This is a genomic window from Algibacter marinivivus (assembly GCF_003143755.1).
Taxonomy (GTDB): domain Bacteria; phylum Bacteroidota; class Bacteroidia; order Flavobacteriales; family Flavobacteriaceae; genus Algibacter_B; species Algibacter_B marinivivus.
This window is the reverse complement of record NZ_QFRI01000001.1, coordinates 1395014-1412106: the sequence shown is the minus strand read 5'-3', so window position 1 is coordinate 1412106 and position 17093 is coordinate 1395014. Positions and strand designations below refer to the sequence as shown.

The following is a 17093-nucleotide window of genomic DNA, read 5'->3' as shown; positions in this document are numbered from 1 at the left end:
TAAATTAAGGCATGCCCTTAACCCCTGTAAAAACACCTGTTGTTGCTAAAAAAATGTTTCCTAGCTACACATGGGATATTGCTACTTCAGAAAAAGTAATTTTCTTAACTTTTGATGATGGGCCCACACCCGAAATTACCAATTGGACTTTAGATACATTAAAGCAATTTAATGCTAAAGCTACTTTTTTCTGTATTGGAAATAATATTGAAAAGCATCCTGAAATTTTTCAGAATATTTTAAAACATGGTCATCTTATTGGTAATCATACTCAAAACCACATCAAAGGTTGGAAAACTAAAACTAAAGATTATCTAAAAGATATTGCTAAAGCAGAAGAGGCAATGGGTGATAATCTTTCTAACTCAAAATCTGATGCTCGAAAATTATTCCGCCCACCTTACGGACAGATTACTCCTAAACAAGGTAAAAAGCTAATTAAATTAGATTACAACATTATTATGTGGGATGTTTTATCTTTTGATTGGGATATGGATGTGAAGCCAGAAACGTGTTTAGAAAATGTGATTACTAAAGCAACAAATGGTAGTATTATTGTATTTCATGATAGTATAAAAGCCTCAAAAAATATGCAATATGCTTTACCTAAGGTTTTAGAGTATTTTTCTGAAAAAGGATTTTCTTTTAAATCGTTAAATACTATTTGAAGTTCTGGTTTGCGTTAGGGATTGCAGTGGCATCCTTTTTAAAATTAAAAAACTCATCTTTTTGATGTGAACTAAAAACCGGCAGATAGTTACGTCGCATGCTCCTCACTATGACGTTTTAAAAAGATATAGCGAAAAGCCCGACCCTAGTGGTAACACCAAAAAAAAATTAAATATATTCTTGAATAATACCTATAAGTGTGTTAGCATCTTGCTCTCCACTTTGGCGCCATTTCATTTCGCCATCTTTATAGATTATAAGTGTTGGTAGCGTTTTTACCCTGAGTGCTTCAGCAAGTTCTTGGTTTTTTTCTACATCAATCTTAATCACTTTTGCTTTATCGCCCAATGCCGCAGCAACATCTCTTAAGATAAGATGCATAGGCTCGGATTGATCACTCCATTCTGTATAGAAATCTAACAAAACTGGAATTTCTACATCTATAAGTTCCCCAAATTTCGACATACTTTATTGTTTATTAATCAGGCACGTTCTTACAAACCTACAATATTTATTTGTTTTTTTGATAATAGTGTTAAAATAGGTTCACTATGCCTTTGATATAAAAATAACAAAACCATAGTAAATATAGCATTTCTGAACAATTATGCATTATTTGAGCCTTTTTTAAGCTCGATAACTGTAATTTCTGGCCAAATACCAACACGTCCTGGAAAGCCTAAATACCCAAACCCCCTATTAACGTTTATATATTGCCCCATTTCTTTATAAATACCTGCCCAATATTTGTAGCGCCATTTTACAGGACTCCATTTAAACCAACCTGGTATTTCTATACCAAATTGCATACCATGTGTATGACCGCTTAGCGTTAAATGATATTTATAATCGTCGCTTATAACTTCTTTTTCCCAATGGGATGGATCGTGACTTAGTAATATTTTAAAATCGTCTTTTTTAATATTTGAAACAGCCTTTTTTAAATCTCCTGCTTTTTTAAAGCCTCCTGCTCCCCAGTTTTCAACACCAACTAAGGCTATTTTCTCTCCATTTTTCTCTAGATATCTGCTTTCGTTTAATAATAAATCAAAACCGATTTCTTTTTGAATTGTTTTTAATTCTTCTAAATTTTTATTTTTTTCTTCATCTGTTCCCCAACGTACATAATCGCCATAATCATGATTTCCTAAAACAGAATACAATCCATCCTTAGCTTTAAGTTTACTGAAAATTTTAGTGTAAGGTTTCATTTCTTCAGCCTTATTATTTACCATGTCGCCAGTAAATAATATCACATCACTTTCTTGTTCGTTTATTAAATCTATGGCATACTCTACTTTTTCGATATTGTCAAAACTTCCTGAATGTACATCGCTGATTTGTGTGAGTTTATAACCATCAAACGCATCTGGTAAATCTTCAAAATTTAAAGTGTATTTTAAAACTTTAAAATTATATTTCCCTCTATACATACCATATAAAATTGCTCCAAAAGGAATGGCCGCAATACCTAATGCTATTTTAGAAATAAAGGAACGACGTGATGGCAAATATTTTATATCTGCATTTGAACCTTCAGTAAAATAACGAAATATAGCTTGAGGAACTCTGAACACATCTTCTGAAAACATAACAGCTAAAACAATCATTTTTGGCACTAAAAAGGCAATTAGAAATCCAAAAGCGAAAGCTTGAGAGTTACCAAAATCACTTCTATTTAAACCATAAAACTGATAAATAAAATTTCCTAAAACCAAAATAGTTATGGTCCAATACGCAACTGTTAACCAAATGTTTTTAGAAATAGTTCTGAAAGCTTGAAATGCATAAATGTCTATGATAACAAATATGACTAAGAAAATAATCCAACGCATTTTTATTTTTTATCAAAGATAACGGTAATCTAAGTGAATGTTAAACAAGTGATTCTTATTTAACTAATTGTTAAGAATTAAACGAAATTGACTTATAAACCTAAACCCTAAAATTCTCAATTACCATTTACTTTTTGTAGATTTGGTTTTCTTTCAAATCAAACAAAATGTCCGATAATAAACGTGTCTTTTTAGTTGATGCTTTTGCATTAATTTTCCGTGGCTATTACGCCTTTATAAAAAACCCTAGAATCAACTCTAAAGGTTTAGATACCTCAGCAATTATGGGGTTTATGAATTCACTTTTAGATGTTATAAAACGGGAACGTCCAGACCATTTAGCGGTTTGTTTTGATAAAGGCGGAAGTGCAGACCGTGTGGAAATGTATACCGAATACAAAGCCAATAGAGATGAAACACCTGAAGCTATAAAAATTGCAGTGCCAATTATTCAGGATATTTTGAAGGCTATGCATATTCCTATTATGGTTAAGGCTGGATATGAAGCTGATGATGTTATTGGAACCCTTGCTAAACAAGCTGAAAAAGAAGGCTACCAAACCTTTATGGTAACACCAGATAAGGATTTTGCGCAATTGGTTTCTGAGAATATTTTTATGTATCGTCCTATGTTTGGTGGTGGTTATGAAACTTGGGGGATTCCTGAAGTTCAGAAAAAATTTGAAGTCACAGACCCGTTACAAGTCATTGATTTTTTAGGAATGATGGGCGATTCTAGTGATAATATCCCAGGGTTACCAGGTGTTGGAGAAAAAACAGCAAAAAAGTTTTTAGCAGCTTATGGTAGTATGGAAGGCTTATTGGCTAATACTGACCAGTTAAAAGGTAAAATGAAAGAGAAGGTTGAAGCCAATGGCGAATTGGGATTACTTTCTAAAAAGCTAGCCACTATTATGCTTGATGTTCCTGTAACGTTTAATGCGAAAGATTTTGAATTAGACCAACCAGATATCCCAAAAGTTGTTGAGATTTTTCAAGAATTAGAATTTAGAAGGTTGATTGATAATTTCACGAAAACATTTAATGTTGAAGCACAAGCAACTGAAACTTCTCAAGTACCAAGCTCTAAATCAGAAGATGAAAAACCTAAAGTCACTCCAAAAGAACAAGCTGCTGCAGGTGCAGGACAATTTTCTTTATTTGGAGCTGACCCGTCAAATGAGACAGATACTGAAACAAGTTCAGCATCTTCGAGAAAAACAGCAGAATCAGCATCGCATTTTTACCAAAGTGTGGCGTCTGGAATGGCAACTAAGTTGTTTATTAAAAACTTAATGAGTCAAACCTCAGTATGTTTTGATACTGAAACTACAGGGTTGAATCCGTTAACTGCAGAATTGGTTGGTATTGCATTTTCTTGGGAAGTTGGCAAAGGATTTTATTTACCATTTCCGGAAGACAAAAACGAAGCTCAAGAACTTATTGAACAATTACGTCCGTTTTTTGAAAGTGAAACCATTGAAAAAGTGGGTCAGAATTTAAAATATGATATTAAAGTTTTAGCAAAATATAATGTGGACGTTAAAGGTAAGTTGTTTGACACCATGTTAGCGCATTACTTAATAAATCCAGATATGCGCCATAATATGGATGTGTTGGCTGAAACGTATTTGAACTATACACCAATTTCCATAACAGAACTCATTGGTAAAAAAGGAAAAAACCAATTATCGATGCGTGAGGTGCCTTTGGAAAGACAAACAGAATATGCTGTTGAAGATGCTGATATTACCTTGCAACTAAAAGAGCATTTTCAAAATGAATTAGGCGAAGCCAATACACAAAAACTTTTTGATGATATTGAAATTCCATTGCTTCGCGTTTTGGCAGCTATGGAATTGGAAGGTATTAATCTAGATAAAGATTTTTTAAATTCTTTATCTGAAGAATTGAATACTGATATTTCAAACCTTGAAAAAAGTATTTATGAGGCTGCTGGCGAAGAATTTAATATTGCATCTCCAAAACAATTGGGTATTATTCTATTTGAAAAACTAAAGTTGGTTGATAAACCTAAAAAAACCAAAACAGGTCAATATTCTACAGCAGAAGATGTGCTGAGTTATTTAGCCAAAGACCATGAGATTATCCAAAATATATTAGAATATAGAGGTCTTGCCAAATTAAAAAGCACTTATGTGGATGCGTTACCGTTGCAAGTTGAAGAAGCTACCAGTAGAGTACATACCGATTATATGCAAACCGTAGCCGCTACAGGACGTTTAAGTAGTAACAATCCAAACTTACAGAACATCCCTATTAGAACAGAACGCGGTCGTCAAGTTCGTAAGGCGTTTATTCCTAGAAATGAAGATTACATTTTATTAGCTGCCGATTACTCTCAAATAGAACTTCGTATTATTGCTGCACTTAGTAAAGAAGAAACCATGATTGAGGCATTTAAAAACGGAGAAGACATTCATGCTTCTACAGCTTCAAAAGTGTTTAATGTACCTTTAAATGATGTAACTCGCGAGCAACGTAGCAATGCTAAAACCGTAAACTTCGGCATTATTTATGGGGTTTCTGCCTTCGGATTAAGTAACCAAACCGATTTATCTAGAAGTGAATCTAAAGAGCTTATTGACACCTATTATACCACCTACCCAAAATTGCGCGCCTACATGAGTGAGCAAGTTGATTTTGCGCGTGATAATGGTTACGTACAAACCGTTTTAGGGCGTCGTCGTTATTTAAAAGATATCAATTCTCGTAACGCCGTAGTTCGTGGTGCTGCAGAACGTAATGCGGTAAACGCACCAATACAAGGTAGTGCTGCCGATATTATTAAAATAGCCATGATTAACATTTACAACAAGCTTCAAGAAGGCGATTTTAAAACTAAAATGCTTTTACAAGTACATGATGAATTAGTGTTTGATGTTTATAAACCAGAATTAGAAGCCATAAAAACTTTGGTTAAAACGGAGATGGAAAATGCTTTTAAAATGGATGTGCCTTTGGATGTTGAAGTTGATACAGGGTTGAATTGGTTGGAGGCGCATTAGGATTATAAGTAAATCTGATATTCAATTCTTTTATTTGGAATTATTTTCTAAAATTCTTAAAGTTTTAATATTGCAAAAGAAGCTCATTTAAAAGATCCAACTAATAATTGGCTTAAAGAAAATCTAGTGATGAAGGTATAGGATTAAATAAAAATATTTTTGTTTGATTTTTAATGAAAATACATAAAAACTGCATTGTAACTTCGATGAAATTATTGAGTTTCAGTAAAACCAAAGTTCTTCAAAAAACTTAAAACTAACACATTAGTTAGAAACTTCAATTCTTTTTCCTAATACTAAATATAGCCTTTCTCTTCCTGTTGCTGCAAAAAAAGCATCTTAACAAAATTATCTGATCTTTAGGTTTAGCCTAATCTTATTTAGCATTCCAAATGTTAAAGTTAGTAAGGGTTAAAAAATAATAACGACCGCTTATTAGTAATAAGGCAATTCGTTATGTTTTACAAAAAAATCCTAATAGGTATTCTGTTATTTAATGCTTTAATTTTAAATTCTCAAACCTGCTGTTCTGGTGGTATTCCGCTATCAAATAATATTGGATTACCATTATTAGAAAAAGGAACACTTCAATTAGGATTAAATTATGATTACAATAATTTAAATACTTTAAATGATGGCACAGAAAAACTAGACGACAATTCTAGACTTCGTATTACACATTCTGTTATATTAAATTCTAGCTATGCTATTAGCAATAATTTTTCTGTAGAGAGTTTATTTACTTGGGTTAATCAACGACGAAATATTTCTCAATTTGGAAACAATAACTTAGATCAATCTAGAGGAATTGGAGATGCTGTTTTATTATTAAAGTACGATGTATCCAAGCTACTACCTAAACTTATAGATAATAACGCTTCTTTACAATTTGGAATTGGAACTAAAATACCTTTAGGCTCTTCAACAGAATTAAATGAACAAGGCATTACCTTAAACGCCGATTTACAACCAGGAAGCAATGCTTGGGATGCTATATTTTTAGCCTCATATTCGTCAAGTTTTAACTTCAGACCTTCCCTATCGTATAACATAAGAACAATTTACAGAAGCACTGGTACTAATAATACATATTTTGAAAACACTACATACAAATTTGGTAATGAGTTTCAAGTATTTTTAATCTTTTCAGATCAATTTACACTTTTAAAAACATTATCAAACCCAAGTGTATCTTTTAAATACAGAGACACCCTGTTAGATCAAATCGGCGGGTTTGATTTAGATAACACTGGTGGAAATTGGGTTTCTGTCATACCAAATTTCTCAATATACTTAACACCAAATTTAACTTTTTCAACTAAAGCAGAACTTCCAATTTATAATAACGTTGACGGTACGCAATTAACACCAACCTATAGAATTACAACCGGATTACTATTTAAAGTTCAACCAAAAAAAACATTACCTAATTTAAATTAAACACAATGAGAAAATATGTTTTAAGTTTATTTCTACCACTTACTATTCTTGCATGTAGCACCTCTAACGATAATGACCAAAATGGAATTGGTGGCCCAGGGTCAACTCCTATTGACGAAATAACAGATGGTGACACTTGGCTAATCCCTATTAACGAAATAAGAGATGGAGGACCAGGAAAAGATGGTATACCTTCTGTAGACAACCCAAACTTTACAAATGCAAATAATGTTGATTTTTTAGATGATAATGATTTAGTAATTGGCATTATTAATAATAATGAAGTAAAAGCTTATCCGCATATCATTATGGATTGGCATGAAATTAGTAATGACCAAGTTGGTAATGATTTTGTTACTATAAATTACTGTCCATTAACTGGCACCGCTTTTGCTTGGGAAAGTATAGCAAATGGAATACGAAGTTCTTTTGGTGTATCTGGATTACTTTACAATGCTAATTTAATATTATATGATAGAAATACAGATAGTAATTGGTCTCAATTGGGTTTAGAATGTGTTAATGGAGAACTAATAAGTGCTAAACCTATTTTGCTAGATGTTGTTGAAACAGACTGGAAAACATGGAGAGCTTTATATCCAGATTCTAAAATTTTGAATAGGCAAACTGGGTTTTCTAGAAATTATGGCACCTCACCATATGGCGATTATGCTACTAATAACAATCGTTTTATTTTTAGACCTAATATTACAAATCCTATACTACCCAACAAAGAACGAGTATATTGCATAATTGATAATAACACATCAAAAGTTTATCAATTTTCAAGTTTTGCAGGAGGTAAAGTGATTAAAGACTCCTTTAATGATAAAGATTATTTAATAGTTGGTAATGAATCTATAATTAACGCTTTCGAGCTTTCGTCTGAATATTTTGACACCAATTTCCAATACGAATATAAAAACGAAGAAGGAACTATTTTTACTGATGATTCTGGAAATGCATGGTCAATTTTTGGAGAAGTTATATCAGGCCCAAATACTGGAGAATCTTTAGGTAAAACTAAATCTGTAGTTAGTTATTGGTTTGCCATTGCTGCATTTTATCCAAATCCAGAAATTTACTCCTAATTATAAAAGCAAACTATTTAATACGCTTATCGATACTCTACTTGAGCTTTCGGTAAACTCATTTTATTACTACCTTCTCTTCTTCTTGCTCCTAAACTTAGCTTTATTCTTCCGTTTATTAAAAGGCACTGCATCATCAAAGGTATGTTTTACTTCACCGCTAGGTTTATTTTTACGCCATTTTTCAGTTTTTGCAGGCAGTAATACATCTAATAAATCTTGACGTCCTAACTTATTTAAGGTGTTTTTAATCCAAGCCTTGTTTTCATCCTTATACCAAAAGAAAAAACGATGTTGTTCATCCTTTTCTTTTCGGGTTTTAGGTGTTCTAACTTTTTTAAGCGTGTAAGGATGATACCCACTATAATAGATTACCGTAGCCACCGTCATAGGTGTTGGTGTAAAGCCCTGTACTTGCTCTAATTGAAAGCCCATATCCTTAGTTTCAGCAGCTAAATTTGCCATATCTTCTGCTTCACAAGCTGGATGATTTGAAATAAAATACGGTATCAGTTGCAACTTTAACCCTTTCTTAATATTTATCTTATCAAAACGCTCCTTAAACTTATGGAAATAACTAAACGAAGGTTTACGCATCAATTTCAATACAGGGTCACTCGTATGCTCTGGCGCTACTTTTAAACGTCCTGACACATGCTTCGTCATTACTTCTTCAGTATAATCATCCAACTCTTTAGGGTCGGCATTTTTATTAAATTCAGGCACCAACATATCGTGGCGAATACCACTACCAATAAACGACTTCTTCACTTTCGGATGACTATCCACCGCTTGATACAAATCCGTTAAAGGTTTATGAGAGGTGTCCAGATTACTACAAATAACAGGCGAAATACAAGAAGGCGATACACACTTATCGCAAATCGATTGCACTTTCCCTTTCATCTTATACATATTCGCACTTGGGCCACCAATATCAGATAAATATCCTTTAAAGTCTGGCATGTTTGCCACCTTATCTACCTCTCGCAATACCGATTCCTGACTACGAGACGCAATAAACTTCCCTTGGTGTGCAGAAATGGTACAGAAACTACACCCTCCAAAACACCCACGGTGAATGTTAATAGAAAACTTAATCATTTCAAACGCAGGTATCGGTCCCCGCTTGTTATATTTTGGATGCGGTAAGCGTGTATAAGGCAACTCAAAAGAGGCATCAATTTCATCCTCAGTCATTGTAGGGTAAGGCGGATTAATCATCAACGTTTTATCACCTACCTTCTGAAAAATTCTACGAGCAGCCAATTTGTTACTCTCCTGCTCTATAATTTTAAAATTAGAAGCGTATTTCTTTTTATCCTTTAAACACATCTCATGCGATGCAATTTCAACATCCTCCCAATTACTATTCTTCGGAATTCTGGCATCAGCATCCAATAAAACAGCCGTTTGTTTAATAGTCGTAATGCTAGAAAACGGCACCCCTTTTTGCATTAAACGTACCACTTCTCGCAGAGGTTGCTCGCCCATTCCATATACCAGCATATCCGCTTTCGAGCTTTCCAAAATAGTAGGCATTAGCGTATCACTCCAGTAATCATAATGTGTTACACGACGCAACGATGCTTCAATACCACCAAGTAAAACAGGCACATCAGGCCATTTCTCCTTTAAAATTTTCGAGTAAACTGTGGTTGCATAATCCGGTCGAAACCCAATATCACCATTCGGTGTATATGCATCCTTATCACGGCGTTTTTTATTCGCATTGTAGTTGCTAATCATGGGATCCATACAGCCACCCGTTACTCCAAAAAACAATTTCGGAGCCCCCAATTTCACAAAATCCTGAAGATTATCATTCACATTCGGTTGTGGCACAATCGCCACTCGCAAACCAAAACTTTCCAATAAACGCCCAATTACCGCAGGCCCAAACGTAGGATGATCCACATAGGCATCACCACTAAACAAAATCACGTCCAGCGCATCCCAACCGCGTATTTTCACCTCTTTATTTGTGGTAGGCAACCAATCCGAAAGTTTCAATTCCTCCATAGCCTTGCAAAAATAGGTAAAAATAGGCGCTTATACATTATAACGCAATTAATTTGGGCGTTACCACAAGGGTCGGGCTATCCGTTACAAGTCCTCACACCTCCTACGTCGGGCTATGGGCTTTCCACTGCTATCCCTAACGCGGGCCTACTTGCTAGCATTTAGCTTACAAATATAAATTACATCATTTTTTTAACTAATTTTGCAACCTGATTTACAAAAGTGAGTATCATTTCAAAAGACATACAAAAAGCCATTTCACTACTAAGTTCAGATAAACTTGTAGCCATCCCTACCGAAACGGTATATGGTCTCGCAGGCAACATATTTAGTAAAACTGCAATAAAAAGTATTTTTGAAACTAAAAAAAGACCATTTTTCAATCCGCTAATCGTTCATATTCCATCTGTTGATATCTTAAATGATATTGTAAGTCATATCCCAGAAAAAGCAAAATTATTAGCCGAAGCCTTCTGGCCCGGTTCAATGACTTTAGTTTTAAAAAAACAGTCCACAATACCAGATATAATAACCGCTGGAAAAGACACCGTAGCAGTACGTATACCCAAACACCCACTAACTTTACAGCTTTTAAAACAACTCCCTTTCCCATTGGCAGCACCAAGTGCTAACCCTTTCGGGAGTATTAGCCCAACAAAACCAGAACATGTAGAGCGTTATTTTAAAGATGCTATTGGTCAAGTTTTAGATGGCGGCGCATGTACAAACGGTATAGAATCAACCATTATAGGTTTTGAAAATGATGAACCTATTATTTATCGTTTAGGCGCATTAGCTATAGAAGACATTGAATCTGTTGTGGGGAAAGTAGCCATAAAAAACAAAAAAGAAGTGAGTCCAGATGCACCAGGGATGTTAGAACGTCATTACGCTCCGACAACGAAAACCTTCTTAACGGATGCTATTTCAGAAGAAATAAAAAAGCACCGTGGTAAAAACATTGGCGTTCTCACTTTCAAAGAAGACATAAAAGATGATTCTATTACCACTCAAATCATCTTATCAAAAAAAGGTGATATGCATGAAGCAGCATCAAAATTATATGATGCTATGCACCGTTTAGACCATCAAAATTTGGATGTAATTATCGCTGAAAAATTTCCAGATTTTGGACTAGGAAAATCTATAAATGACAGGTTACAACGCGCAACATTTAGTAGTTAATTTTTTAAAGCTACAGCTACCTGATTTTCAACCATAAAAAAACCTCAAGCTAGGTTTGGTAATCCAATAGTTTATCGTAAATTTGCAAACTCTTTTTGAGAGAGGAATGTTTAATAATTAAAAAATCAAAGTGTGGACACATTAAGCTACAAAACGATTTCAGCAAACAAAGCTACTGTAAATAAGGAGTGGGTTTTGGTTGATGCTGAAGGTCAAGCGCTTGGTCGTTTAGCTTCTAAAGTTGCAAAACTTATTAGAGGTAAGCACAAGCCAAACTTCACACCTCATGTTGATTGCGGAGATAACGTTATTGTTATCAATGCAGAAAAAATCACGTTATCTGGTAACAAATGGACTGACAAGTCATACATTCGTCACACCGGATATCCAGGAGGTCAAAAAAGTTTAACTGCTACAGAATTGTTTGGAAAAGATCCAGCAAGAGTAGTAGAAAAAGCGGTTAAAGGAATGCTACCTAAAAACAAATTAGGTGCGGCTTTATTCCGTAATTTAACAGTTGTTGTTGGAACAGAGCATGCACATGCAGCTCAAAAGCCAAAAGCAATAAATCTAGAAGAATTTAAATAACATGGAAGTAATTCACAAAATTGGCCGTAGAAAAACGGCTGTTGCGCGCGCTTATGTTTCTAAAGGAAAAGGAAACATTACAATTAATAAAAAAGACTTAGCTAATTATTTTACTACCGCTACTTTACAGTACAAAGTAAAACAACCTTTAGTTTTGACTAACAATGACGCCAACTTTGATATTACAGTAAATGTATATGGAGGTGGTATTACTGGACAAGCTGAGGCTGTTCGTTTAGCAATTTCTCGTGCAATGTGCGAAGTAGATGCTGAGAACAGATTAACACTTAAACCAGAAGGTTTATTAACAAGAGATCCAAGAATGGTTGAACGTAAGAAATTCGGTCAGAAGAAAGCTCGTAAGAAGTTTCAATTCTCTAAACGTTAATATCCTGAACATGGTTCAGGATCTGTATATCAGATTCCTTTATCATTTTCAAAACAAAATAATAAATTAAAAAACAGTTATTGTTGTCCTAGTGTAAAAACAGGATTTAGTTTAGCATCTAAATGGTTAAGGCGAATTTTTAAAAATGACCACTTAATCATTGCTAATTCAACAGAACGTAAACTATTACAAAATGGCAGTAGAAGTAAAAGAATTACTTGAAGCAGGTGTACACTTCGGACACCTTACACGTAAGTGGGATCCAAATATGGCACCTTACGTTTATATGGAGCGTAACGGTATCCATATTATAAACCTTTACAAAACAGCAGCTAAAATTGATGAAGCTGGAGCAGCACTTGCTAAAATTGCGGCTTCTGGACGTAAAATTTTATTTGTTGCAACAAAAAAACAAGCAAAAGATATTGTATCTGAAAAAGCTACAGAAATTAACATGCCTTACATCACTGAAAGATGGCCAGGTGGAATGTTAACTAACTTTGTTACTATTAGAAAAGCGGTTAAAAAAATGGCTTCTATTGATAGAATGAAGAAAGATGGTACATTCATGACATTATCTAAGAAAGAGCGTTTACAAGTTGATCGTTTAAGAGCTAAGTTAGAGAAAAACTTAGGTTCTATTACTGATATGACTCGTTTACCAGGTGCATTGTTTGTTGTAGATATCAAGCGTGAGCATATCGCGATTAAAGAAGCTCAAAAATTAAACATTCCAATTTTTGCAATGGTAGATACTAACTCTGACCCTCGTCAGGTTGATTATGTTATTCCTGCAAATGATGATGCTTCTAAATCGATAGATAAAATCTTAACGCATGTAACATCTGCGGTTGCAGAAGGTTTAGCAGAACGTAAAGCTGAAAAAGAAGCTGCAGCAGCGCCAAAGGAGGAAGCTCCAAAAGCGAAAGCAAAAGCGGCACCAGCTAAAAAAGCTGTTGCTGAAGAAGAAGAATAAATAACACAATACACACAAATAAGTCGTTTAGTTCTTTTTCTCAATTGAAAATAAATTAAACGACTTTTTTAAATTATAACAATTATGAGTACTACTGTAAAAGTTACAGCCCAAGAGGTAAACAAATTAAGACAAGCTACAGGTGCAGGAATGATGGACTGCAAGAAAGCTTTAGTAGAAGCTGGAGGCGATTTTGATAAAGCTATTGAAGTGCTTCGTAAAAAAGGACAAAAAGTAGCTGAAAAGAGAGCTGACAGAGATTCTTCTGAAGGCGCTGCTGTTTCAAAAATTAATGCAGACCAAACTGAAGGTGTTGCCATTGTTTTAGGATGTGAAACTGATTTTGTTGGTAAAAACGAAAACTTTTTAGCATTGGCAAATCAATTAGCTGATATTGCACTTAATACAAATTCTAAAGAAGACTTTTTAGCTGCAGATTTTGGAGGTATGACTGTTGCTGAAAAATTAGTTGAGCAAACTGGTGTTATTGGTGAGAAATTAGAAATCAACGCATTTGAAAAATTACAAGCTTCTTATGTTGGTACTTACGTTCACATTAACAAAATTGCTGCTTTAGTAGGATTATCTGCTAAAGTTGATAATGCTGATGTTTTAGTTAAAGACGTAGCAATGCAAGTAGCTTCTATGGGAGCAACTTCATTATCATATAAAGATTTTGATCCTGCTTATGTTGCATCAGAAACTGAAGCTAGAATTGCTGTTATTGAAAAAGATAATATTGAATTAGGACGTTTAGGTAAAACTCTAAAAAATGTTCCTAAATATATTTCTATGGCACAATTAACGCCTGAAGTTATAGCTGAAGCTGAAGAAGCTGCAAAAGCTGAATTAAAAGCTGAAGGTAAACCAGAACAAATCTGGGATAGAATTTTACCAGGTAAAATGGAACGTTTCATTTCTGATAATACAACTTTAGATCAAGAACAATGTTTACTTGACCAAAAGTTTATTAAAGATGAAAAGAAAACTGTTGCTGAGTATGTTTCTTCTTATGGAGAAGTTGAAATCTCAGGATTCAAACGTGCATCAGTAGGATAATCATTTTCGAAAAAGCACAAATTAAATATATTCAAACCACTACTTTAACTTAAAGTAGTGGTTTTTTTATATAAAAAAACGAGTTTCATATAAATTCAAAAAATAAAAAAATTGTGTAGCTTTGTCCAACCTCTTTAAAAAACACATGAAATACAAAAGAATACTCCTTAAATTATCTGGCGAAGCCTTAATGGGAGAACGTCAATATGGTATAGATCCAGATCGATTAGCAGAATATGCTCAAGATATTAAAACAATAACTGATAAAGGTATTGAAGTTGCCATAGTTATTGGTGGTGGAAACATTTTTAGAGGTGTTGCTGGAGCCAGTAAAGGTATGGATCGTGTGCAAGGAGATCATATGGGTATGCTTGCTACAGTAATTAACGGTTTAGCATTACAAGGCGCATTAGAAGATGCAGATATCCCAACACGATTACAAACAGCCATAAAGATCAATGAGGTAGCAGAACCATTTATAAGAAGAAAAGCGATGCGACATTTAGAAAAAGGGCGCGTTGTTATTTTTGGTGGTGGTACTGGGAACCCTTATTTTACAACAGATTCTGCAGCAGTTTTACGTGCTATAGAAATTGAAGCTGATGTTATTTTAAAAGGGACAAGAGTTGATGGTATTTATAATGCAGACCCAGAAAAGGACACTACTGCAGTTAAATTTAAATCTATTTCTTTTGATGATGTTTTAAGAAAAGGACTTAAAGTTATGGATACTACAGCATTTACTTTAAGTCAAGAAAACAAGTTACCTATTATTGTTTTTGATATGAATAAAAAAGGGAACTTACTTAAAGTAGTTTCTGGAGAAAACATAGGTACAGTAGTTAATGTGTAATAATTGGCGTAGTTTTTGAATATGCATATATAATTTGAAATAAAAGTTTAAAACAATGAACGAAGACATACAATTTATATTAGATACCACAAAAGAAGCAATGGATAACGCTCTTGCGCATCTTAAAAAACAATTTTTAAACATTAGAGCTGGTAAAGCTAGCCCATCTATGTTAGGTAGTGTTATGGTTGATTATTATGGGACTCAAACTCCGCTTAGTCAAGTAGCAAATGTTAACACACCCGATGGTAGGACTATTACGGTTCAACCTTGGGAAAAAAGCATGCTACAGGAAATAGAACGTGGTATTGCTTATGCAAATCTTGGATTTAACCCAATGAATAATGGTGAAACTATTATTATTAATGTACCACCATTAACAGAAGAGCGCCGTAAAGATTTAGCAAAACAGGCAAAAGCTGAAGCAGAAGATGCTAAAGTAAGTATTCGTACTGCACGTAAAGACGCCATGAATGATATCAAAAAAAATGATGATATATCAGAAGATTTGCAAAAAAATGCAGAAATAGACATACAACAAATAACAGATAATCACGTTAAAAAAGTCGATGAGCTTTTCGATAATAAAGAAAAAGAAATCATGACCGTATAACTTTAAAGGCGACATTTTTGTCGCTTTTTTTATAAACCTTTAGTTTCTAGTTTTTACAAATGCTAAAATGTTGTTCTATTTTTGTTTTAATTATTTGTACAACTTTAGGGTATGGTCAATCTTCTATTAAAGAGCACTTACAACCAAAACAAGACTCCATAAAAAAGAAGGAATTACTTAAAAGCCTTGGTAATGGTTTTTTACCTTCCAAATACTTCAACTTAGATTTAAGGTATCTTATAAAGTTTAATCAATATGAAGGTATAAGAACAGGACTTGGTGGTGTAACAAATGATGCCTTTTCTGAAAAATATCGATTTAACACCTATGGCGTTTATGGCTTTAAAGATCATCGTTTTAAATATAGTATTGGTGGAGGTTTTAGATTAGCAAAAAAAACGAATACCTGGGTTAACCTATCTTACACAGACGATTTACAAGAAACAGGAAGCACAAAATTCTTAACTGATAAACGATTTTTTCAATTTTTTGAACCACGTTTATTAAACATTGATTTGTTTCATAAACATATTACTAAATCAATCGGTTTAGAGCATCAAATAACATCAAAATTATTAAGTGAATCTGAATTATCTATTAGTAACGTCAACCCAACTTACAGTTATAGTTATGTATTCAATGGTGAAAGCACAAATACTTTTCATTTAAGTACAGCAAAAATAGCACTTCAGTGGAGCCCATTTAACACTATAAAAACAAGTGATAAAAACACTGAAGAGATTGAAGAAGGTTATCCTAAATTTACTTTTCAATACGCTAAAAGTTTTAAAGATGTTTTTGGTAGTAATTTTGGATTTTCAAAATTCGATTTCAGAACCATTCATAAAATCGGAAGTAAAAATGATGCCTTTTCAGAAATAACATTGGTTTCTGGAATTGCCAAAGGTAATACACCATTAACGCATTTGTATCATGCCTACCCAAACAATATTACAAAAGAAACCATATTACAACGTTTCTCTGTGGCAGGATTGAATAGTTTTGAAACCATGTATTTTAATGAATTCTTTTCAGATAAATTTGCAACGTTTCAATTAAAACACTTTTTAAAACCTTTTAATGTTTCTGGCCGATATAAACCCCAAATGGTTTTAATTTCCCGATTTGCTATTGGTGATATGAATAACCCCGAAAGACATCAAAACGTTACATTTAATTCTTTAAAAAAAGGCTATACAGAATCTGGATTCGAGCTTAATAAATTACTATTTGGTTTTGGGGTAAGCTTTACTTATCGATATGGCGGCTATCATTTACCAGAATTCAGTGATAATATTGCATTTAAGTTTACATTTAACGTCTCATTATGAGGTATTATACTCCT

Annotated in this window: 15 protein-coding genes; 12 read left to right on the top strand and 3 right to left on the bottom strand. The window is 33.7% G+C overall.

The window, feature by feature from the left end; genetic code table 11:
- The first annotated feature begins 11 nt into the window (after positions 1–11).
- Entirely contained in the window at positions 12–668 is a 657-nt protein-coding gene (locus tag DIS18_RS06480) for a polysaccharide deacetylase family protein (protein WP_109352187.1), read from the top strand.
- Positions 669–837: 169 nt separating this feature from the next.
- Here DIS18_RS06480 and DIS18_RS06475 read toward each other — a convergent pair whose 3' ends face one another.
- Entirely contained in the window at positions 838–1134 is a 297-nt protein-coding gene (locus DIS18_RS06475) for a thioredoxin family protein (RefSeq protein ID WP_109352186.1), read from the bottom strand.
- Positions 1135–1274: 140 nt separating this feature from the next.
- Positions 1275–2504, bottom strand: coding sequence for a metallophosphoesterase (locus DIS18_RS06470; protein WP_109352185.1), 1230 nt, complete (start codon positions 2502–2504; stop codon positions 1275–1277).
- Between the two features lie 167 nt (positions 2505–2671).
- Between DIS18_RS06470 and polA the strand changes: the two genes are divergently transcribed.
- From polA to DIS18_RS06455, 3 genes are all read left to right on the top strand, one after another.
- Positions 2672–5533 carry a DNA polymerase I gene (gene polA, locus DIS18_RS06465; RefSeq protein ID WP_109352184.1) on the top strand — a complete coding sequence of 954 codons (2862 nt, stop codon included), beginning with the start codon at positions 2672–2674 and terminating at the stop codon, positions 5531–5533.
- Between the two features lie 456 nt (positions 5534–5989).
- Positions 5990–6973, top strand: a complete 984-nt coding sequence (locus DIS18_RS06460; RefSeq protein ID WP_109352183.1) for a hypothetical protein — start codon at positions 5990–5992, stop codon at positions 6971–6973.
- Positions 6974–6978: 5 nt separating this feature from the next.
- Complete coding sequence (locus tag DIS18_RS06455) at positions 6979–8064, top strand: DUF3179 domain-containing protein (RefSeq protein WP_109352182.1); 1086 nt, start codon at positions 6979–6981, stop codon at positions 8062–8064.
- A gap of 69 nt (positions 8065–8133) precedes the next feature.
- On the opposite strand, the gene DIS18_RS06450 is transcribed toward DIS18_RS06455, so the two are convergent.
- A complete protein-coding gene (locus DIS18_RS06450) occupies positions 8134–10086 on the bottom strand; it encodes a YgiQ family radical SAM protein (protein WP_109352181.1) in 1953 nt (650 codons plus the stop codon).
- Positions 10087–10308: 222 nt separating this feature from the next.
- Here DIS18_RS06450 and DIS18_RS06445 point away from each other — a divergent pair, with 222 nt between their 5' ends.
- The 8 genes from DIS18_RS06445 to DIS18_RS06410 all read left to right on the top strand — a co-directional run bounded on the left by DIS18_RS06445 (position 10309) and on the right by DIS18_RS06410 (position 17079).
- The gene (locus tag DIS18_RS06445) at positions 10309–11271 is read left to right on the top strand and encodes an L-threonylcarbamoyladenylate synthase (RefSeq protein ID WP_109352180.1); all 963 of its coding nucleotides are present in this window, start codon (positions 10309–10311) and stop codon (positions 11269–11271) included.
- A gap of 132 nt (positions 11272–11403) precedes the next feature.
- The gene (rplM, locus tag DIS18_RS06440; protein WP_109352179.1) at positions 11404–11859 is read left to right on the top strand and encodes a 50S ribosomal protein L13; all 456 of its coding nucleotides are present in this window, start codon (positions 11404–11406) and stop codon (positions 11857–11859) included.
- A gap of 1 nt (position 11860) precedes the next feature.
- Entirely contained in the window at positions 11861–12247 is a 387-nt protein-coding gene (rpsI, locus tag DIS18_RS06435) for a 30S ribosomal protein S9 (protein WP_109352178.1), read from the top strand.
- A 193-nt stretch (positions 12248–12440) separates the two neighbouring features.
- On the top strand, positions 12441–13223 hold the full coding sequence (gene rpsB, locus DIS18_RS06430; RefSeq protein ID WP_109352177.1) for a 30S ribosomal protein S2: 783 nt from the start codon (positions 12441–12443) through the stop codon (positions 13221–13223).
- 84 nt (positions 13224–13307) lie between these two features.
- Positions 13308–14282, top strand: a complete 975-nt coding sequence (gene tsf, locus DIS18_RS06425; protein WP_109352176.1) for a translation elongation factor Ts — start codon at positions 13308–13310, stop codon at positions 14280–14282.
- A 145-nt stretch (positions 14283–14427) separates the two neighbouring features.
- A complete protein-coding gene (gene pyrH / locus DIS18_RS06420; protein ID WP_109352175.1) occupies positions 14428–15135 on the top strand; it encodes a UMP kinase in 708 nt (235 codons plus the stop codon).
- Between the two features lie 55 nt (positions 15136–15190).
- Complete coding sequence (gene frr / locus DIS18_RS06415) at positions 15191–15748, top strand: ribosome recycling factor (protein WP_109352174.1); 558 nt, start codon at positions 15191–15193, stop codon at positions 15746–15748.
- Between the two features lie 59 nt (positions 15749–15807).
- Complete coding sequence (locus tag DIS18_RS06410; protein ID WP_245925594.1) at positions 15808–17079, top strand: hypothetical protein; 1272 nt, start codon at positions 15808–15810, stop codon at positions 17077–17079.
- Positions 17080–17093 lie beyond the last annotated feature (14 nt).